Here is a 20,885-nt window from a genome sequence, read left to right as displayed (position 1 = left end):
TCAGCCGCCGCACTGGCGCAGCATCATCTCCTTGTCGGCCGTCGTCACCGGCATCTCGTACTTGACGGCGACCTGGGCGAAGCGGACCGCGTACGCGCACCGGATCGCCTTGCTCGGCGGCAGCCAGGCCGCCGGGCCGGAGTCCGACTTGGCGGAGTTGGCCCGGCCCTCGACGGGGAGGAGGTTGAGGGGGTCGTTGGCGAGCTGCCTGCGCTTGCTCTCCGGCCAGCGTGAGGCGCCCATCTGCCAGCTGTAGGAGAGCGGCACGACGTGGTCTATCTGGACCTCGGCGGCCTTCGCCTTCTTCCAGGCGATGTCCTTGCCGGTGTACGGGTCGTACAGGTCCATCGCCACGACCACGCAGTCGGAACCGCTGCGGAACTCGACGTTGCGTCCGTGCAGCTTCAGCAGGTCGTTGCGGGTGTCGCACCCGTTCCGGGCCAGCGGCACACCGTCGGCGGTGTCCATCCAGGCGTAGCCGAACTCGTCGCGGGCGTAACCGGTCTTCGGGCCGCGGCCCTTGGTCGCCACCTTCTCGACGAGGGCGGCGGCCTTCTCCCGGTCGGCGCCGCTCACGGGGGCGAGGCCGGGCCCGGTGCCGTCGGGGTTGTCCAGCGGGGAGACGGCCCGTCCGTCCCCGGCCGCCCCGGCTCCCGGTGCCGGGGCGTCGACGTCCTCCAGCGCTTCACAGCCCGTCAGAAGGACGACGGCCGCGGCCACGGCCGCCCCGGTCCGCCGGACTGCTCCCCCTCTGCCCCGCCGCCTCGCGTACCACGTCACGGTGGCCCCTCCCCTGGTGCTGTTGTGCCCGGCCCGCGCTGGCCGGTGGTGCCGCCCCCACCGTAGCGAGGGAGAGGTCCAGACCACATCTGGGCGAAAGTGCGCATTCCGGGCAAGCCACGCGTATGGTCAAAGGTGAGTCACCTCGGAAGGAGCTCCTGGATGGGCATCTTCGACAAGTTCAAGAGCAACAAGACGGCTCAGGACAAGGCCAAGCAGGCCTCCGACGCCGCGGAACAGAAGATCAACGAGAGGACCGGCGGCAAGCACGAGAAGCACGTCGACACCGCTCAGCGACAGGCCGAGCGCCGCCTGGGCATGGAAGGCGACCGTACCGACGAGCCGTAGGTCTCCCCGCAGCCATCGGACCGGGACCCCCCAGGTGTCAGCTGTGAAACGGAAGCCGCCGCACGGCCCGCGGCCGTGCGGCGGCTTCCCTCATGTCCGGCGGCCCGGGCCTCCCGGACGGGACCTGACCGGGCCGGGAGACCGTCAAGGCCCCGGCCCGGATCCGTCCGGCGCCGTCAGGACCCCAGCACCGACGTCAGGAACTCGCCGACCCAGCCCAGCAGCTCCCGGCCGACCAACGGCTTCCCGCCGACCTTCGCCGTCTTCGGGCGGGGCACCAGCACCTGGTGCGCGGCCGGCTTGATGACCGTGCCCGGGTACAGGCGCTTGACCCGCAGCTCCTGCGACTCCCTCAACTCCACCGGCGCGAAACGGATGTTGTTGCCCTGCAGGACGATCTCCCCGACCCCGCAGGCGCGGGCGAGCATCCGCAGACCCGCCACCAGCAGCAGATTCTCCACCGGCTCCGGCAACGCGCCGTAGCGGTCGGCGAGTTCCTCGCGGACCGCCTTGACGTCCTCCTCGGAGTTGGCGGAGGCGATCGCCCGGTAGGCCTGCAGGCGCAGCCGCTCGCCGGGCGCGTAGTCGTGCGGGACGTGCGCGTCGACGGGCAGCTCGATCTTCACCTCGAGCGGCGGCTCCTCCTCGATCTCACCGGTCTCCAGCTGCCGCCGGTAGTCCGCGACCGCCTCGCCCACCATCCGCACGTACAGGTCGAAGCCGACGCCGGCGATGTGGCCGGACTGCTCGCCGCCGAGCAGGTTTCCGGCCCCGCGGATCTCCAGGTCCTTCATCGCCACGTACATGCCCGCGCCCATCTCGGTGTGCTGGGCGATGGTCGCGAGGCGCTCGTGCGCGGTCTCCGTCAGCGGCTTCTCCGGCGGGTACAGGAAGTACGCGTACCCGCGCTCCCGGCCCCGGCCCACCCGGCCGCGCAGCTGGTGCAGCTGGCTGAGGCCGAAGTTGTCGCCGCGCTCGACGATCAGGGTGTTGGCGTTGGAGATGTCGATGCCGGACTCGACGATCGTCGTCGACACCAGCACGTCGTACTTCTTCTCCCAGAAGTCGACGACGACCTGCTCCAGCGCCGCCTCCGACATCTGGCCGTGGGCGGTGGCGATGCGCGCCTCCGGCACGATCTCGCGCAGCCGGGCCGCCGCCCGGTCGATGGACTCGACCCGGTTGTGGATGTAGAAGACCTGGCCCTCGCGCAGCAGTTCGCGCCGGATGGCCGCGCCGATCTGCTTCTGCTCGTACGGGCCGACGAAGGTGAGCACCGGGTGGCGCTCCTCCGGCGGGGTGGTGATCGTCGACATCTCGCGGATGCCGGTCACCGCCATCTCCAGGGTGCGGGGGATGGGGGTGGCGGACATCGTCAGCACGTCGACGTTGGCGCGCAGCTTCTTCAGCTGCTCCTTGTGCTCGACGCCGAAGCGCTGCTCCTCGTCGACGATGACCAGGCCCAGGTCCTTGAACTTCGTCTCCGAGGAGAACAGGCGGTGGGTGCCGATGACGACGTCCACCGAGCCGTCCCGCAGCCCCTCCAGGACGGCCTTGGCCTCCGAGTCGCTCTGGAAGCGGGACAGGGCCTTCACGACGACGGGGAACTGCGCGTACCGCTCGCTGAAGGTGCCGAAGTGCTGCTGCACCAGCAGCGTGGTGGGGACCAGGACGGCGACCTGCTTGCCGTCCTGGACGGCCTTGAAGGCGGCCCGCACGGCGATCTCGGTCTTGCCGTAGCCGACGTCGCCGCAGATCAGGCGGTCCATGGGGACCGTCTTCTCCATGTCCTCCTTGACCTCGGCGATGGTGGTCAGCTGGTCGGGCGTCTCCGCGTAGGGGAAGGCGTCCTCCAGCTCCCGCTGCCAGGGGGTGTCGGCGCCGAAGGGGTGCCCGGGGGCGGCCATCCGCGCGCTGTACAGCTTGATCAGGTCGGCGGCGATCTCCTTGACGGCCTTCTTGGCGCGCGCCTTGGTCTTGGTCCAGTCGGCGCCGCCGAGCCGGTGCAGGGTGGGGGCCTCGCCGCCGACGTACTTGGTGATCTGTTCCAGCTGGTCGGTGGGGATGTAGAGGCGGTCGCCGGGCTGGCCCCGCTTGGCCGGCGCGTACTCGACGACCAGGTACTCGCGGGTGGCGCCCTGCACGGTGCGCTGCACCATCTCGATGTACCGGCCCACGCCGTGCTGCTCGTGGACGATGTAGTCGCCCGCCTCCAGGGTGAGCGGGTCGATGGTCTTGCGGCGCCGGGCCGGCATCCGCGCGCCCTCCCGGCCGGACGCCTTCTGCCCGGTCAGGTCGGTCTCGGTGAGCACCGCCAGCTTGAGCGCCGGGTCGACGAAGCCGTGGTCGATGCAGCCGCAGGAGACGTGCACGACGGACGGGGCGATCTCGCCGAGGTCCCCCTCCAGGCGGGCCGCGATGCCCTCCCCGCCCAGCACCTCCACCGTGCGGGACGCCGGGCCGTGGCCCTCGGTGACGTAGACCGTGCGCCAGCCGTCGGCGAGCCAGCCCTTGGTGTCGGCGAGGGCCCGCGCGGTGTCGCCGCGATAGGTCTCGGGGGCGTGCATGCCCAGCTTGAGGGTCGACTCGTCGAGTTCCTCGTCGGCGGCGAACGGCGACACCGACCACCACATCATGCCCAGCTCGCGGGCCCGCTCCCGGACGTCGGCGAGGGGCCACAGGGAGGCGGCGCCCACGTCGATCGGGGCCTCTCCCCCGCCGGCGGTGGCCGCCCAGGACGCCTGCAGGAACTCCTGCGAGGTGGCCACCAGGTCCGATGCGCGGGTGCGCACCCGTTCCGGGTCGCAGACGACGGCCATGGCGCCCTTGGGCAGCACGTCGAGCAGGAGCTCCATGTCGTCGACGAGGACGGGCGCCAGGGACTCCATGCCCTCCACGGCGATGCCCTCGGCGATCCGGCCGAGCAGATCGCCCAGCTCGGGATGCTCCTCGGCGAGGACCCGGGCGCGTTCCCGCACGTCGTCGGTGAGGAGGAGTTCCCGGCAGGGCGGGGCCCACAGGCCGTGCTCGGCGATCTCCAGGGACCGCTGGTCGGCGACCTTGAAGTAGCGGATCTCCTCGACGTCGTCGCCCCAGAACTCGACCCGCAGGGGATGTTCCTCGGTGGGCGGGAAGACGTCCAGGATGCCGCCGCGCACGGCGAACTCGCCTCGCTTCTCGACCAGTTCCACGCGCGCGTACGCGGCGGCGGCAAGAGCCTCGACGATCTCGCCCAGGTCGGCGCTCTGTCCGGCCCTCAGGGCCACCGGTTCCAGGTCGCCGAGCCCTTTGACCTGGGGCTGCAGCACCGAGCGCACCGGTGCCACGACGACCGAGACGGGGCCGGTCTCCGGGTCGTCGGCGCGGGGGTGGGCGAGGCGGCGCAGCACGGCCAGGCGGCGGCCGACGGTGTCGCTGCGGGGGCTGAGCCGCTCGTGCGGCAGCGTCTCCCAGGAGGGGTACTCCACGATCCCCTCGGGCGGCAGCAGGGACCGTAGGGCGGCGGCCAGGTCCTCGGCCTCCCGTCCGGTCGCCGTCACCGCCAGGACGGGGCGGCCGGCCTCCCGGGCCAGGGCGGCGACCGCGAAGGGGCGGGCGGCGGCCGGGCCGACCAGGTCGACGTGCATGCGGTCGCCGTCGGAGGCGGCCGAGATCGCCTCCGCCAGGGCGGTGTCCTTGACGACGGCGTCGAGCAGACCGTGCAGGCTCATTCGGGGCGCTTTCCGTGCGGGGGTGTGCAACACGACGGGCCCGACGCGCGCTGCGGGCCGGGGGTGTCCAGCGTACGACGCCACACCCACGGGTGCGGCGCCCTGTGGACGGCCCGGGTACCCGGGAGGCGGGCTCCGATGCCGCGTGACCTGGGCCTTCGGCCACGGGTGGAGCGCCGGGACCGGTACCCGGGGGGCTGCGGGGACGGTCACCATTGACCGGTCCCGGTGGCAGCGAGGGCGGTCACCGCGACCGGTCCCGATGGCGGCGGGGGCGGTCACGGCGAGGCAGTCCGGTTCCCTCCGAGGGGCGTGGCACCGACGGACTCCGGCGTGCGCCGGGGGGCATCGCAGGGCCGCGCCAGGAGCACGTCCCACGCGGATCGGGGGCGGGCGGTGGGGCGCGAGCCGCGCGGATCGCGGGGATCGAGGGGGCGCAGGCCATGTGGCACGGGCCCTGAGCCCTGCCGCGCGGGCCATGGGCCGTGGGGCGCTGGCCGTGGGCGTGGGGCGCTGGCCGCGCCGATCGCGGGCGTAGGCCATGGGTCACGTGCGACGGGCCGAGCCCCTCGGGCCATGGGCCAGACCACGCGGGCCGCGACGCCCGGGCCGTGGGCCGGGACGCCAGGGCCGTGGGCCGCGACGCCAGGGCCGCGGGCCGGGCGCCCGGCCGTTCCCCCGTCGCACGCGTCCGGCGCCGGGGTCCCGTGGGACTCCCGGCGCCGGATGTTCCCCCGCAACCCCCGTGTGCGGTGGTCGTGCGGGCGGTGGCCGTGCGGGGCCGGTCAGGCGGCCCGCGCGGCGGCTACTCGGTGGCGATGGCGTTCAGGACGTTCATCCGGCCCGCCCGGAAGGCCGGGACGAGGGCGGCGAACAGGCCGACGAAGGCCGAGCTGATGAACACGCCGATGATCGTCGGCCACGGGATGTCGAGGACCTTCAGGCCCTCCAGGGCGAGGAGCTGCTGGGCGGTCGCACCCCAGCCCAGGCCCAGCCCGAGGCCCAGCAGGGCACCGAAGAGAGCGATGACGACCGACTCCATGCGGATCATGCGGCGCAGCTGGCGGCGGGAGAGGCCGATGGCCCGCATCAGGCCGATCTCCCGGGTCCGCTCCACGACCGACAGGGCCAGGGTGTTCACCACACCGAGGACCGCGACGACGATCGCCAGCGCCAGCAGACCGTAGATCATGTTCAGCAGCTGGCCGATCTGGTCCTTCAGAGCCTCCTTGTAGTCGGTCTGGTCGCGCACCTTGTACTGCGGGAACGGGTCGAGGGACTCCTTGAGCGCGGTGTACGCGGCGTCCTTCTGGCCGTCCTTCGCCGCGGCGAACATCATCTGGTTCAGCGGCATCCGGTCGGCCGGGATGTACCGGGACATCGTCTCGATCGACGTGTACATCGCCCCGGCGTCGACGACGCCCTCGCTGCTGGTGATCGCGCGGACCGTCAGGTCACCCGCGGTACCGTCCTCGAACGCGACCTTCACCTTCGAGCCGATCGTGATGCCGTGGTCCTTCGCGAAGTCCTCGTGGACGGACATCGCGCCGGGCAGGTAGGCGTCCGACAGCCTGCCGGCGACGGTCTCGACCCGCAGGTCGCTCGCGTACGTCGGGTCGGCGCCCGTGATCGAGGAGTCCTTGGTGGTCTTCCCGTCCGGCGTGGTGAAGTCCGCGCCGGTCCACCGGTACTCGGTGACGTGGTCCAGGCCCGGGGTCCCCTTGACGGCCTCGACGACCTGCGGGGTGAGGAGCGCGCCGTTGTCGTTGCCGATGATGAAGTCGGTGCCGACCGTCTTGTCGAGTTCCTCGGTGGCCGAGGCGACCATGGAGGAGCCGACCACGGACAGGCAGGCGACCAGGGCGAGGCCGATCATCAGGGCGGCGCCGGTCGCGCCGGTGCGGCGCGGGTTGCGCAGCGCGTTGCGCTCCGCCATGCGGCCGACGGGGCCGAAGACCCGCAGCAGGACCGCGCCGAGCACCCGGACCACGCCCCCGGCGAGGAGCGGGCCGACGGCGATGAAGCCGACCAGCGACAGCACCACGCCGAGTCCCAGCCACAGCGAGCCCTCGGTGGCCTTGTCGGCGGAGCCCGCCAGGTAGAGGAAGAGCGCGCCGCCGCCGGTCAGGACCGTGCCGGTGATGCCGCGCACCCAGCCGGCCCGGGCGTCGGCGGGGGCGCCCGCGTCGCGCAGGGCGGCCATCGGGGAGATCCGGCCGGCCCGGCGGGCGGGCAGGTAGGCGGCGAGGACGGTGACGACGATGCCGAGGAACAGGCCGATCGCGGGGGTGGTCCAGGCGACGGTGAGGTCCTTGGTGGACAGTTCCATGCCCATGCTACCCATGAGCTTCATCAGACCGACCGCCAGCCCGATGCCCGCGCCCACGCCCAGCAGCGAGCCGACCAGGCCGAGGAGGAGTGCCTCCGCGAGGACCGAGCGGTTGACCTGCTTGCGGGAGGATCCGATGGCCCGCATCAGGCCGATCTCCCGGGTGCGCTGGGCGACCAGCATGGAGAAGGTGTTGATGATCAGGAAGATGCCGACGAGGAAGGCGATGCCGGCGAAGCCGAGCATGGCGTACTTCATGACGCTCATGAAGCCCTCGACGTCCTTCTGGTTCTCCTCGGCGGTCTCGGCGGCGGTCTGCACCTTGTAGCCGGTGCCGAGTTCGGCCCGCACGTTCTTCTTGAGCTGCTCGTGGCTGACGCCGTCGGCGGCGGTGACCTGGACGTTGGTGTAGACGCCGCCCTTGCCGACCAGGGCCTGCTGGGCGGTCTTCGTGTCGAGGAAGAAGATCGCGGCGCCGGGGTTGGTGACGGTGAAGTCGGTGATGCCGGAGATCTTGGCGCGGTGGGTGCCGACGGCGCTCATCACGCCGAGCTCGTCACCCAGCTCCAGGCCGTGCTTGTCGGCGGTGTCGGAGTCCACCATGATCTGGTCCGGGCCCTTGGGCGCCTTGCCGGAGGTGATCTCCATGGTGCGGGCGTCGTTGGAGTTCCAGGAGCCGACGATGGTGGGTCCGCCGCTGGTCGGGGACAGGTCGTCGCGGTCGGAGTCGACGACGGTCACCGAGGTGGAGAACACGGTGCCCTCCGCCACCCGCACGCCGTCCGCCTTGCGCACCTGGTCGAGGACGGAGGCCGGGATCACCGGCGGCTTGCCGTTGCGGGAGGTGGTCTCGCCGGTGTTCGAGGCGTCCTTCCCGCTCACCGTGACGTCCGACGAGGTGGCCGCGAACAGCTTGTCGAAGGTGGTGGACATGGTGTCCGTGAACACCAGCGTCCCGCACACGAACGCCACCGACAGCAGCACCGCCACCGCCGAGAGGGCCATCCGCCCCTTGTGCGCGAAGAAGTTGCGCATCGAGGTCTTCAGGACGGTCATGACGTGCGCCCCCGGGCGTCGAAGTCCTTCATGCGGTCCAGGACCTGCTCGGCGGTCGGCTGGTGCATCTCGTCGACGATGCGGCCGTCCGCCAGGTACAGCACACGGTCCGCGTAGGAGGCGGCGACCGGGTCGTGGGTGACCATCACGATGGTCTGGCCCAGCTCGTCCACCGAGCGGCGCAGGAAGCCGAGGACCTCGGCGCCCGCCCGGGAGTCGAGGTTCCCGGTCGGCTCGTCACCGAAGATGATCTCCGGCCGGGCCGCCAGCGCCCGCGCCACCGCGACGCGCTGCTGCTGCCCGCCGGACAGCTGCGTCGGCCGGTGCCTGAGCCGCTCCGCGAGCCCGACGGTCTCCACCACCCGGTCCAGCCACGCCTTGTCGGGCTTGCGGCCGGCGATGTCCATGGGCAGCGTGATGTTCTCCAGCGCGTTCAGCGTCGGAAGCAGGTTGAACGCCTGGAAGATGAAGCCGATACGGTCGCGGCGCAGCCGCGTCAGCTTCTTGTCCTTCAGGCCGGTGATCTCGGTCTCGTCCAGATAGATCTGACCGCTGGTGACGGTGTCGAGCCCGGCGAGGCAGTGCATCAGCGTGGACTTGCCGGACCCCGAGGGGCCCATGATCGCGGTGAACCGCCCGCGGTCGATGTCCACGTCGACGTGGTCGAGGGCGACGACCCGGGTCTCCCCGGACCCGTACGCCTTCACGACCTGCCGCGCCCGCGCGGCAACGGCCGTACGCCCTCCAGTACCCCCGTGCCTGGGAATGGTCACAGCCGATGTCACGGTAAGTCTCCTATGTCGGTCAGCAGATGTGTGCGGTGGTGCCGTCGGCCGCCGTGGTGCCCGGGACGGCCGTTCCTCGTTCTCGTGGTGCGACGTGCTTCAGTCTGGCGGCGGTCAGGGGTCGGGCGCCCTGGTGTTCAGCGCAGTCTTCTGCTGAGGAAAACCCCACCCCCGCTGCTGGGCCCAGCCGCCCCCCAGCGGCGTAAAGCCAGGTTAAGGACGCCACCCGGCCCGTCTCGTCCTCCGACGGAACGAACCCTCCCCGAGCCGTCCTACGGAGCTACCCCTAAGGGCCCTCCCCCCACAGGGGGAGACCGTCTCGGGGTCGCGTCCTCCGCCGGGCGGGTCCAGACTGCACCCTCCCGCTGCGGCAGGGTCAATGCGAAGCTGTCCCGCAACAGGTAGATGCAAGGGGCACCGACATCGGGCGACCGACATCGGGCGGGGCCGGGAAGGACACCACGGGGACATGGGCGACAGTCACGGACCGCCGGGAGGCGACCCCGCCGTGCGCGGCACCGGTGCGCCGGCCCGCGCCGGCTCGCCCACGGCCGCCACCGACCGGCGCGGGGCCGTCGTGGCCGCCCTGATGCTGGCCATGGCCCTGTCTGCGCTCGACTCCACCATCGTCTCCACAGCAGTCCCGCAGATCGTCGGGGACCTCGGCGGCTTCTCCTACTTCTCCTGGCTGTTCTCCGGCTACCTGCTCGCCGTCACGGTCACCCTCCCCGTCTACGGCAAGCTGTCCGACACCTTCGGCCGCAAACCCGTCCTCGTCGCGGGCGCGGTCGTGTTCCTGACCGGCTCCCTGCTGTGCGCCCTGGCCTGGAACATGGGCGCCCTGGTCGCCTTCCGCATCGTGCAGGGCCTGGGCGGCGGGGCCCTCCAGGCCACCGTGCAGACCCTCGCCGCCGACCTCTACCCGCTGGAGCAGCGCCCCAGGATCCAGGCCCGGCTGTCCACCGTGTGGGCGGTCTCGTCCGTCGCCGGGCCCGGCCTGGGCGGGCTCCTCGCCACCTACGCCGACTGGCGCTGGATCTTCCTCGTCAACCTGCCCGTCGGCGCGCTCGCCCTGTGGCTGATCGTCCGTCACCTGCACGAGGTGCGGCCCGCGTCCACGTCCCCGCCGCGCGTCGACTGGGCGGGCGCGTTCACCGTGTTCGCCTGCGGCGGGGCGCTCCTGACGGCCCTGGTGCAGGGCGGGGTGGCCTGGGACTGGCTGTCGACGCCCTCGCTCGCCCTGTTCGGCACCGGGCTCGCGCTGGTGGTGGCCGTGGTCGTGGTGGAACGCCGGGCGGCCGAGCCCATCATCCCCGGCTGGGTGTGGCGGCGCCGCACGATCGCCGCCGTCAACCTCGCCCTCGGCGCCCTCGGCCTGCTGATGATCGCCCCGGCCGTCTTCCTGCCCACCTACGCTCAGACCGTCCTCGGACTGGCCCCCGTGGCCGCCGGGTTCGTGCTGTCCGTGTGGACCCTGACCTGGCCCGTGTCGGCGGCCCTCAGCCAGCACGTCTACCGGCGCATCGGCTTCCGCAACACCGCCCTGGCCGGCATCGGGGCGGCCGCCCTCGTGCTCGCCGCGTTCCCCCTCCTGCCCTACCCGGGCCGGGCCTGGCAGCCGATGCTGCTGATGATGCTGCTCGGCGCGGCCCTCGGACTGTTCCAACTGCCGCTGGTGGTGGGCGTCCAGTCGTCGGTGACGTGGGAGGAGCGCGGCACCGCGACGGCGTCGGTGCTCTTCTGCCGCCAGACCGGCCAGACCGTCGGCGCGGCCCTGTTCGGCGCCGTGGCCAACGGCGTCCTGGCCGCCCGCCTCGGCGGCTCGGGCGACCTGGACGCGGTGACCGGCCCCCTCGGCGGCGGCGCCGTCCCGGAGGCGACCCGCCGGGCCGTCGCCGACGCCGTGCAGGCGGTCTACCTGGGCGCGGCCTGCGCGGCGGCCCTGGCGTTCCTGGTGCTGCTGTTCCTCGCCCCGCGGAAATTCCCCGTGCTGAAGGACTGACCGCTGCGTAGGCTGCCCGGCATGGCCACCCTGACGCTGGAACGCCTCCGCGCGGATCACGCGCCCGCCGTGCTGGCCTTCGAGCGCGCCCACCGCGCCCACTTCGCCCGCACGGTGCCCGACCGCGGGGACGCGTACTTCACGCCCGCCGGTTTCGCCGCCCGGCACGCGGCCCTGCTGGCCGACCAGGACGCGGGCGTCTGCCACTTCCACGTCGTGCTGGAGAACGGCACGCTCGTGGCCCGCGTCAACCTCGTCGACGTGGCGGACGGCTCCGCCGAACTCGGGTACCGCGTGGGCGGGGACGCCACCGGCCGGGGCGTGGCGACGGCCGCGGTGGCCGAGATCTGCCGGCTCGCCGCCCGGTCCTACGGCCTGACCACGCTGACCGCGGCCACCACCCTCGACAACCCGGCGTCCATGCGCGTCCTGACCCGCAACGGCTTCACCCGCGCCGGGGACACCGTCCTGACCGGCCGCCCCGGCGTGCGCTACATCCGCCGAGACCTGCCCACCTGACGCCCCGGCGTGCGCCCGGTCCGCCGGGACCCGAGCGTCTGAGGCCCCTCAGCGCCGGAGCGGCGGGGCGGGGGCGGGCCCGGCACACGGTGCGCGCCCCCACCGGGTCGCCCCACGCACCCCGGCCCGGCGCACGGTTCACCCACCCCGGTCCGGCCCACGGTTCACCCACCCCGGCCCGGCGCACGGTTCACCCGCCCCGGCCCGGCGCACGGTTCACCCACCCCGGTCCGGCCGCGTCCCACGGCATCCGCACCGTCCGCCACCGGCCCCTCACCCACCGAAAAGTCTGAGTTAACGCGGGTAACACCCCTGGTCAGCACGGTCCGGACTCACCGACCGAACAGTTCGGCCAAAACGCAGCGCGGCCCCGTACGCGGGGGTAACGTGCGCGTGGCTCGATCCCACCCCCCACCTCCCTGCCGTCCCCGCACGGACCCGAGCCCGCAAGGAGTACGGGATGTCCTTCGATCCGTACACGTCCCACTGGGACCCGCCCCCACCGCGGTCCCCGCAGTCCTCCCCCCACCAGGGCGTCCCCGCCCGCCCCGCTCACGACCCCTTCGCCCCGCCCCCGCCGCCGCCCTCCTCCCCCTCCTACGCCACCTACCCGTGGCAGCCGCCGCCGGCCCCGCCGGAGCCGCCGCGGCGCGCCCGGGAACGGACGGCCCTCGGCCACCACAGCGACCTGCGGATCCTGCGCACCGCCTACCGGTGGCAGCGGCGGGTGGCGACCCTCACCGCGCTCGGCTACTTCGTCCTCTTCCTCGTCCTGTCCGCGTTCGCCCCCTCGTTCATGACGTCCACGGTCACCGACGGCCTCCCGGCCGGACTGCTGCTCGCCCTCATCCAGGTCCCGGTCACCTGGCTGGCCATCGTCCTGTACGAGCGCACCGCACGGCGGCGCGTCGACCCCCTGGCCGACCTCATCCGCAAGCAGGCCGAACTCGACGCCCGCCGGGGGGAGACGCGATGAACACCGAATTCAGCGGAAACGCCCAGGCCATGTCCCTCGTCGGCTTCTCCGCCGTCGCCACCGTCACCCTGCTGCTGTGCGTGATGACCGGCCCCGACCGCGACGACCTCGACGAGTTCTACACCGGCTACGGCTCCCTCTCCCCGCTGCGCAACGGGCTGGCCATCGCCGGCGACTACATCTCCGCCGCGACCGTGCTCGGCACCAGCGGCATCATCGCCCTCTTCGGCTACGACGGCACGGTCCTCGCCCTGAGCACCGCCCTGTCCCTGATGCTGCTGATGTTCCTGCTGGCCGAACCGCTGCGCAACGCGGGCCGGTTCACGATGGGCGACGCACTGACCCGGCGCATGCCCGGCCGCGGCATACGCATCACCGCCTGCGCGGTCACCCTCGCCGCGCTGCTGCCCCTGATGGTGGTCCAGCTCGCCGGCACCGGGCAGCTGCTGGCCTTCATCCTCGGCTTCTCCGGCGAGTCCCTGCAGACCGGCTGCATCATCGGCGTGGGCGCCCTGATGATCAGCTACGCGGCCATCGGCGGCATGAAGGGCACCGCCCTCATCCAGTTCCTGAAGATGGTGATCCTGCTCGGCTCCGGCCTCGTCGTCGCCGCGCTGATCCTCAACCGCTTCGACTGGAGCCCCGGAGCCCTGTTCGGCGCCGCCGCCGAACGCAGCGGCGTGGGCGACGCCTTCCTCTCCTCCGGCCTGCAGTTCACCGGCAGCGCCCACCCCCGCCTGGACATGATCAGCTCACACCTGACGGTCGTCCTCGGCGGCGCCTGCCTCCCCCACGTCACCATGCGCATGTACACCGCCTCCAGCGCCCGTCAGGTGCGCCGCTCCATGACCTGGGCGGTCTCCACCGTCGCCCTGTTCGTCCTCGTCCTCACCGTGGTCGGCTTCGGCGCCACCGCCATGATCGGACGGGAGACGATCGCCGGGATCGACCCGCAGGGCAACACCGCCTACCTGCTCGGCTCGCAGGCCGCGTTCGGCGCGGAGGTGTCCACCGCCGAAACCTTTCTCTTCACCACGGTCACCACCGCCATCTTCCTCACCCTGCTCGCCTCCGTCGCCGGCATGATCCTCGCCTGCGCCAACTCCCTCGCCCACGACGTCTTCGCCTCCCGCGTGCAGGAGATGTCCCCCCGCCGCGAGATGACCCTGGCCCGCCTCTCCGCCCTCGCCGTCGGCGCCCCGGCCATCCTCATCGCCACGCAGGTGCAGCACCGCAGCCTCCACCCGCTGATCACCCTGGCGTTCTGCCTCGGCGCCTCCGCCATCGCCCCCGCCCTCGTCTACAGCCTCTTCTGGCGCCGCTACACCCGCACCGGCCTGCTCGCCACCCTCATCGGCGGCACCCTCGCCGTCCTGCTGCTCATGCCGGGCACCAACCTCGTCTCCGGATCCCCCGTGTCCGCCTTCCCCGAGGCCGACTTCGCCTGGCTGCCGCTCACCACCCCCGGCATCCTCACCGTCCCCATCGGCTTCGCCTGCGGCTGGCTCGGCACCCTCGCCTCCGGCCGCGCCCGGTCCGAGGAACACCGCCGCCAGTACGAGGCGGTCGAGGGCTGGATCCTCGCCGGCGCCGCCCGCCGCAAGGACTGACCCCCGCCGGCAGAAACAGGGCCGGGCCCGGTCGGAACACTCCGACCGGGCCCGGCCCGTCGCACCTCAGGGACGGCGCCTCACAGCAGCCCGTCCCACATCTGCTCCAGCAGCACCGACCACCAGCTCTCCGGCGAACCCAGCGCCGCCGGATCCAGCGCGGCCAACTGCGCCTGGAAGTCGACCGTCCAGCGGCCCGCCTGCTCCTGGTTCAGCCCGAACCGCAGCCGCCACATCCGCCCCAGCAGCGCGAGGCAGCGCGCGAACTCCAACAACCCGGTGTTCACGAACTGCGGCGGCACGGACGTCCCGCCCGGACCCGCCTCCACCGGCACCGCGACGATGTTCGCCGTGCCGTACTGCACACAGAGCGCCTTGCCGAAGTCGCTGCCCATGACCAGGTACGACCCCGCGTCCGGCGCCGGCTGCACCCCCCGCTCCGCCGCCAGCTCCGCCAGCGTCGGCACCGGACGGCCCGGCTGCGCCTGCGCCCAGAAGAACGGGCCCATGTCCAGCGGCAGACCGGCCACCACCAGGGTGTGCGCCACGACCGGCGGCACGCCCTGCCGGGACACCGCCGCCTGCTCGAACCGGAACACGCCCGGGCCGAACGCCGCCGCCAGCTCCTGCGCGACCGCCTCCGGCGGCACCGGAGGCACCGGAGCAACCGGAGGAATCGGCGCCCGCACCGGGGCCGGGCGCGCCGGACCGTCCGCCACCTGGTGCAACTCGCCCTGGTGCGCCAGCAGTTGCTGCATGCCCTGCTGCCGGCTCGCATGATCCGTGCCGTACGGGGCGATGCTGGTGATCCGCGCCTGCGGCCACTGCTCCCGGATCATCCGCGCGCAGTACGCGCCCGGCAGCTCGCACGACTCCAGCTCGGTGTGCAGCTCCAGCACCTGGTCCGGGGGCACGTTCATGCCCCGCAGCTCGTGGAACATCTGCCACTCCGGGTGCGGCGTGCCCGGCGCCGAACGCCGGATCAGCTGCTGCTCGGAACCGTCCTGCGCGCGGTAGCGGAGCACCGCCTGGTAGCCGGGGCCGACCGTCGGCTGCCCCGTGGGCTGCGGCGGATAGCCGTAGGCCGGCGGCGGCCCGGGCACCGGACCGCCCGGCGGCGGCACCGCCCCCGGCGGCATGCGGTGGCCGGCGCCGGGCATCCCGGGCATTCCCTGCGGCGGCGTACCGGGCAGGCCCGGAGCCGGCGCGGGCGGCGGCGGGGGAGGCGGCGTGCCGGGGCCCGAGACGGGGGGCGCGGCCAGCACCGTCTCGGCGTGGTGGACGGGCCCGGACCCACCACCGGTGGACCCGGGAGTTCCGGGTGCACCAGGCACTCCGGGAGCGCCGGGGGCTGCGGGGCCGGCAGGTGCGCCGGGCGCGCCGGGCGCACCGGGCGTGGGCGGGCCGCCCGGCTGCTGGGCTCCCGGGCCGGCGAGCATCGTCGCCGCGTGGTGCACCCCGCCCGGCGGCGTACCGGGCGCGTTCGGCGGAGCCGGGGGCGGCGGCGTGCCGCCCTGCGACGCGTCCGGGGCACCGGACGCGTCGAGCCGCAGCGCCGAGCCCAGCTGCGTCGGCACATAGGCGTCGGCCCCACCGGAACCGGCACCCCCCGTCCCCGCACCGGACGTCCCGGACGCACCCGGGGTGCCCGGGGGCGGCGGGGTGCCGCCGGACCGCGCGCCCGGCGTGCCCGGCGCACCCGGCGGAGGCGGAGTCGTCGGACCGGTGCTGCGGCGCGGCGGCGGGGTCGCCTTGCTGGTCGCGGCGTCGGCGATGTCGCCCGCGTTCGGCGCGAGCGGCCGCTGCGGGCCCGCACCCGGCCCCGCGCCCGGCCCGCTGTCGTACGGCGACGGACCGGCCTGCGTGGGCGGCGGGGGCGTAGCGCCCCGCGACGCGTCCGCGGCCGGAGGCATCGGGGCCGCCCCGGGCTCCGGCAGGGCCGGCGCCACGGCCGTGGCCGGCAGCCGGCTGCCGCCGGACATGAGCGCCGTCTTGGCGTCCGCCGTCGCCGACGGCGGCGGCGGGTCCTCGCCGGGCTCGCTCAGCGACGGCGCGAACACCGTGTCGGGCAGCGGAACGGAACGGTCCTCACCGTCCGCCGTGGTGTCCGTACCGGCCCACGGCGTCGCCTCCGCCGACCCGCCGGGCACCGCGTCCGCCGGCTCGTCAACGCCCCCGGCGGCCGGCCAGGCGGTCCCGCTCCCGGCCGCGGGAGCCGGGGAAGGGGCAGGAGACGGGGAAGGGGCAGGCGTGCTCGATGCGGCCGGCGCGGAATCGGCGGCCGGCACCTGCGTCGCCCGGGTCGGCGACGGCACCGCGGGCGCCGACCCGGCACCGCCGCCGCTGCCGCCGCCCGTACCGTCACCGGTGCCGTCGTCGCCGTCGCTCGCGGCCGTACCGGCCGCCGCATCCCCGCGCCGGTCCGGGATGCCCATCCGGTCCGCCGCCTCCTGCAACCACTCCGGCGGACTCAGCAGGAACGACGTCTGGTTCAGGTCCACCCGGGCCGCCGGCGCGGGCGCCGCCTCCGGCTCCTGCTCCGCACGGCCGTACTCCTCCTCGAACCGGCGGATCACCTCACCCACCGGCAGCCCCGGCCACAGCGTCGCCTCACCACTGTCCCGGGCGATCACCAGCCGCTGCGTCCCGCCGTCCGAACGGGGACCGTCCGCACGGTCCTCCGCCCACACCACGAACCCCAGGCCGAACTCCCGCACCCGCACCTCACGGTGCTGGTACGACGGCACATCGCCGTTGATCCACTCCTCGGCGCGCTCCTGCGCCTGCGCGAACGTCACCATCGCTATCGCTCACTCCCCGGGGAAGAAACCGGGACGACCTCCGCGAAGCCGCCGTCCACCATCAGATTCGCCACCGTCTCCAGCTCCGGCGGCGACCCCGCCAGCCGCGACAGGAACGCGTCGAAATCGTCCCCGCACGGCAGCAGCAGCCGCTCCACCCGCTCGGCCGGCGGCACCGACGGGTCCACGTCCCGCACGTCGTCGTACGCGCAGAACCACACCGAACCCACCCGGTCGCCCCGCACCTTCACCGCCAGCAGACCACCCTGGACGAACGCGACGCCCAGATAGTCCTTGGTCAGGTGATCCCGCAGACACTTGTTGACGTAGACGAGATCATTGACCGCCGCCTCGTCCCGCACCGTGAAGAACGGCTGGTCCACCAGCAGCCCCAGCTCGGCGTCCAGCGCCGTACCCACCGGGGCACACCCGCCCGCCGCCTTCAGGAACGACCGGTACGCGCCCGGCAGCCGGTACCCGAGGTCCTCCTCGACCCCCAGCACCTGCGCCTCCGTCACCGCCACACCCGACTTCGGCAGACCGAAATGCGCCGGACGCGTCTCCTGCAGCGGACGCGTGCCCCGCTTGGCCTGGTCCACGTTCGCCGTCGCCACACCACCGTGATGCCGCAGCAGCGCCTTCACCTCGACCGGCACCAGCTCCAGCCGCCGCGACCCCACCACGTGGTGCCACGTCCAGCCGTGCGGCGTCGCCACCGCCGGCACCGTGTCCCACAGCGGATGACCGCTCGCCGCCAGCGCCGCGTTCGCCGACACGTAGTCCGTCAGCCGCAGCTCGTCGACACCGAAGCCCTCCGGCGGATCCGCGATCTGCGCCGCCGCGCGCGCGTACGGCGAGAAATCGGGGTAACCACGCTCGTCCACTCGTACCCCTCTCGGGTGACGGGCCGCCCGCACCGGATCCGGGAAGTGCACGACCTGCCCGGCATAGGCCGCGTTCGGCGGCGCGGCTTGCTGCCCGAGCCGACCTGTCGTCATGGCGGTTGCCCCCTGCGGCACTCTGTACGACCCGCACCGACCACGTGTGGACCACTACGGAACGTATTCGACTCTCACGTCTGTTTCGACTGCTTACCGTCCCGCGGCCCCACCGGCGCCCCCACGGAAACCGCGCGGAACACCGCGGGAATCGCGGTGCCGACAGCCTATGCGGTACGACGACACCGGTCACCGGGCACCGGGCACCGGCCCCTCCGCTTCCGTGACCAACCGTCACCCTCCCGTGACAGCCCGCCCAAACCCGGGCGTGTCGCCCCGCCCCAGCTTCCGCTTCAGCCACGCCGTTTGGCACTCTGTGACCACCGGGGGGATGCTCGGGAGGGGAAGACGATCATGAACATGGCGCAAACGGGGACACCGACCGGTCACACCGGCGACCCCCGAACCGGCGACCCCCGCATCGGCTGGAGCGCCACCGACACCAGCCCCGCACCCCTCCTCCACCACCGCCGCGACGGCATCCTGCCCACCGTCGCCGCCGCCCTCTCCGTCCGCGGCACCACCCTCACCGGCACCCCCGCCCGCGCCGACACACCCCCCGCCCTGCACCCCCTCGTCCAGGACTTCCTCGACACCCTCACCAGCGCCCAACGCGACCGCTTCACCGGCCGCTGCGCCGAGACCATCCTCATCTCCCGCCACCTCACCACCGCCGACGCCGCCCGCAGCAAACGCGCCGCACGCAAACCCATGACCAACGGCGAAGCACGCAAAGCCCTCAAACACGCCAAACTCACCACCCGCCGCATCCGCGAGGACGGCGACCCCCTCCACGGCGCCTTCGCCACCCCCTGCCGCGCCTGCACCGCCCTCAGCGCCCACTTCGGCGTCCGCATAGTCGACCCCGGCACCACCCGCGACTGACCCACCGGACCGCCCGCCCCACCACCCGGACACCCGGACACCCCACCCACCGGCCCCGATCCCCCGTCCCCGACGAACGAACGGCAGATGCACACCGACCGCGCCCCCGCCCCCCGGCCCACGACCCCCACCGAGCCAGGGGCACCCGCACCCCGCTTCCCCACCCCGGTCGACGCCGCCCTGCGCACCGCCGGCTGGCAGACCGGACGCTGGGACATCAAACAAGCAGAAATCTGGGCCGACACCCTGCGCGACCACGCCTCACCCGCCGGCCACCGCCACCACGTCTTCCCCGCCGCCGTCGAAGCCTGGGCCGAATTCGGCGGACTGCACATCCACCCCACCGCACCCGGCCGGCAGATCGCCCCCGCCACCCTCCACCTCGACCCCCTCCACGGCCTCCACCTCACCCGCACCCTCGGCGACCTCGGCCGCGCCCTCGACACCCGGCTCACCCCCCTCGGCGCCGAAACCGACACCGACGCCCTCCTCGCCATCGACACCGAAGGCCGCGTCTACACCCTCGACCACACCGGCGACTGGTACCTCGGCCCCGGCATCGACCACGCCCTCACCGCACTCCTCACCGGCACCCCGCCCACCCGCCTCACCACCGGCTGACGCCAACAGCGCCACAGCAGGCGCCTACGACGCCGGAATCACCGCCGACACCCGGAAACCCCCCGCATCCGTCGGCCCCGACACGAACACCCCGCCCAACGCCGACACCCGCTCCCGCATCCCCACCAGACCATTCCCCCCGGACGGCAACCGCGCCGACGACGCCGCCTCCGGCGGAGGCTCGTTCTCCACCTGCATCGCGATCTCCGACACCCGGTGCGCCACCCGCACATACGTCTTCGCACCCGCCGCATGCTTGTGCACGTTCGTCAACGCCTCCTGCACCACCCGATACGCCGTCGACTCCACCTGCGGCGCATACGACCGGCTCTCCCCCACCACCGACAGATCCACCACCATCCCCGCCGCAGCCGACTGCCCCACCAACTCGTCGATCTCCGACAGACACGGCCCCTGACCCTCGGCCGACTCCTCCTCCACCTCCGCCGCACGCGACGCCGCCGCAGCCGCGGCAGCCCCCACCGCCACCAACGGCACCGACTCCGGCTCCCCCGCCCGACCGGACCGCAACACGCCCAGCATCTCCCGCAACTCCGTCAGCGCCTGCCGCCCCATGTCCCCCACCAGCGCCGCGTTCCTCACCGCCTTCTCCGGATCCTTCCGCGCCACCGCCTGCAACGCCGCCGCATGCACCACCATCAGACTCACCCGATGCGCCACCACGTCGTGCATCTCCCGCGCGATCCGCGTCCGCTCCTCGTTCCTGGCCCACTCCGCGCGCTCCTCCGCACGCTCCGCCAGCAACTGCAGCTCCCGCTCCAGACTGTCCGCCCGCTCCCGCAGACTCTCCATCAACCGCCGCCGCGCCCCCACATACAGACCCAGCAACACCGGCGGCGCCGTCACCCCCAACGCCGTCGTGATCGACGCGAACGGCAGGAACCAGCCACCCACCCCCAGATCCCCGCGCGCCATGTCCTGCCGCACCATCACGAACGTCACGATGAGCGTCCCCACCAGCGACATCCCCGCCAGCAACCCGATCACCCGCCGCGGCAGCTCCGACGCCGCCAGCGTGTACAGACCCACCACCGCCAGCACGAACCCCATCTGGGCCGGCGTCACCGCCACCGCCACCAGCACGACCACGATCGGCCACCTGCGGCGCACCACCAGCACCGACCCCGCCAGCAGGCCGAACAACACCCCCACCACCACCGGGATGCCCGTCTCCCGCGCGAACGGCACCCCCTCCAGCCCGCACTCCAGCGCAGACACCACCGCGAGGCCCACATCCAGCGCCGCGCTGCGCCGCCTCGTCCACCACCACGGCCCACCCCGGGCCGTCACATGCTCTTCCCCCGTCGCGGTCATGACTCCAGCCTACGGGCGCCCGCCCCCGCTTTTCCGGCGAGTTTCCGCTCCTGGTCCACACCACAGAGGGTGACCGATCGCATGCGGTACGCCCGAATTCCCTCGAACTGCTGAACCGCTCACCGTTCGA

At 73.3% G+C, this 20,885-nt stretch carries 14 protein-coding genes; 7 read left to right on the top strand and 7 right to left on the bottom strand.

Annotation, left to right across the window (positions count from 1 at the left end; all coding sequences use genetic code 11):
* On the bottom strand, positions 1–720 hold the full coding sequence (locus ACIRPP_RS08225) for an HNH endonuclease family protein (RefSeq protein ID WP_403639010.1): 720 nt from the start codon (positions 718–720) through the stop codon (positions 1–3).
* A gap of 222 nt (positions 721–942) precedes the next feature.
* Here ACIRPP_RS08225 and ACIRPP_RS08220 point away from each other — a divergent pair, with 222 nt between their 5' ends.
* A complete protein-coding gene (locus ACIRPP_RS08220; protein ID WP_403639008.1) occupies positions 943–1,128 on the top strand; it encodes an antitoxin in 186 nt (61 codons plus the stop codon).
* A gap of 176 nt (positions 1,129–1,304) precedes the next feature.
* Here the strand turns inward: ACIRPP_RS08220 and mfd are convergent, their stop codons facing one another.
* The 3 genes from mfd to ACIRPP_RS08205 all read right to left on the bottom strand — a co-directional run bounded on the left by mfd (position 1,305) and on the right by ACIRPP_RS08205 (position 9,008).
* Entirely contained in the window at positions 1,305–4,838 is a 3,534-nt protein-coding gene (gene mfd / locus ACIRPP_RS08215) for a transcription-repair coupling factor (RefSeq protein ID WP_403639007.1), read from the bottom strand.
* A gap of 805 nt (positions 4,839–5,643) precedes the next feature.
* Positions 5,644–8,223: an ABC transporter permease gene (locus ACIRPP_RS08210; protein WP_403639005.1), complete on the bottom strand. Its 2,580-nt coding sequence runs from the start codon at positions 8,221–8,223 to the stop codon at positions 5,644–5,646.
* Positions 8,220–9,008, bottom strand: a complete 789-nt coding sequence (locus ACIRPP_RS08205; protein ID WP_403639003.1) for an ABC transporter ATP-binding protein — start codon at positions 9,006–9,008, stop codon at positions 8,220–8,222. Before ACIRPP_RS08205 ends, ACIRPP_RS08210 begins: the two co-directional genes overlap by 4 nt.
* Before the next feature lie 469 nt (positions 9,009–9,477).
* Here ACIRPP_RS08205 and ACIRPP_RS08200 point away from each other — a divergent pair, with 469 nt between their 5' ends.
* The 4 genes from ACIRPP_RS08200 (at position 9,478) to ACIRPP_RS08185 (ending at position 14,115) form a co-directional block, all read left to right on the top strand.
* Positions 9,478–11,010: an MFS transporter gene (locus ACIRPP_RS08200; protein WP_403639001.1), complete on the top strand. Its 1,533-nt coding sequence runs from the start codon at positions 9,478–9,480 to the stop codon at positions 11,008–11,010.
* 21 nt (positions 11,011–11,031) lie between these two features.
* Positions 11,032–11,529: a GNAT family N-acetyltransferase gene (locus ACIRPP_RS08195; RefSeq protein ID WP_403638999.1), complete on the top strand. Its 498-nt coding sequence runs from the start codon at positions 11,032–11,034 to the stop codon at positions 11,527–11,529.
* 460 nt (positions 11,530–11,989) lie between these two features.
* Positions 11,990–12,505, top strand: coding sequence for a DUF485 domain-containing protein (locus ACIRPP_RS08190; protein ID WP_403638997.1), 516 nt, complete (start codon positions 11,990–11,992; stop codon positions 12,503–12,505).
* Positions 12,502–14,115, top strand: coding sequence for a cation acetate symporter (locus ACIRPP_RS08185; RefSeq protein ID WP_403638995.1), 1,614 nt, complete (start codon positions 12,502–12,504; stop codon positions 14,113–14,115). Before ACIRPP_RS08190 ends, ACIRPP_RS08185 begins: the two co-directional genes overlap by 4 nt.
* A gap of 80 nt (positions 14,116–14,195) precedes the next feature.
* On the opposite strand, the gene ACIRPP_RS08180 is transcribed toward ACIRPP_RS08185, so the two are convergent.
* Together ACIRPP_RS08180 and ACIRPP_RS08175 are read right to left on the bottom strand one after the other, a co-directional pair.
* A complete protein-coding gene (locus ACIRPP_RS08180; RefSeq protein WP_403638993.1) occupies positions 14,196–16,916 on the bottom strand; it encodes an SUKH-4 family immunity protein in 2,721 nt (906 codons plus the stop codon).
* Positions 16,917–16,918: 2 nt separating this feature from the next.
* Positions 16,919–17,914 (bottom strand): SMI1/KNR4 family protein, encoded by a 996-nt coding sequence (locus tag ACIRPP_RS08175; RefSeq protein WP_164334615.1) that lies wholly within the window; start codon positions 17,912–17,914, stop codon positions 16,919–16,921.
* Between the two features lie 354 nt (positions 17,915–18,268).
* Between ACIRPP_RS08175 and ACIRPP_RS08170 the strand changes: the two genes are divergently transcribed.
* Together ACIRPP_RS08170 and ACIRPP_RS08165 are read left to right on the top strand one after the other, a co-directional pair.
* Complete coding sequence (locus tag ACIRPP_RS08170) at positions 18,269–18,799, top strand: YwqJ-related putative deaminase (RefSeq protein ID WP_403638991.1); 531 nt, start codon at positions 18,269–18,271, stop codon at positions 18,797–18,799.
* Positions 18,800–18,886: 87 nt separating this feature from the next.
* On the top strand, positions 18,887–19,420 hold the full coding sequence (locus tag ACIRPP_RS08165) for an SUKH-3 domain-containing protein (RefSeq protein WP_403638989.1): 534 nt from the start codon (positions 18,887–18,889) through the stop codon (positions 19,418–19,420).
* A 24-nt stretch (positions 19,421–19,444) separates the two neighbouring features.
* Here ACIRPP_RS08165 and ACIRPP_RS08160 read toward each other — a convergent pair whose 3' ends face one another.
* Positions 19,445–20,755 carry a sensor histidine kinase gene (locus ACIRPP_RS08160; protein WP_403638987.1) on the bottom strand — a complete coding sequence of 437 codons (1,311 nt, stop codon included), beginning with the start codon at positions 20,753–20,755 and terminating at the stop codon, positions 19,445–19,447.
* Positions 20,756–20,885: the final 130 nt, after the last annotated feature.

Source organism: Streptomyces sp. NPDC101219 (assembly GCF_044767675.1).
Taxonomy (GTDB): domain Bacteria; phylum Actinomycetota; class Actinomycetes; order Streptomycetales; family Streptomycetaceae; genus Streptomyces.
The sequence above is the reverse complement of the archived record's forward strand: the minus strand, read 5'-3'. Positions and strand labels throughout refer to the sequence as shown.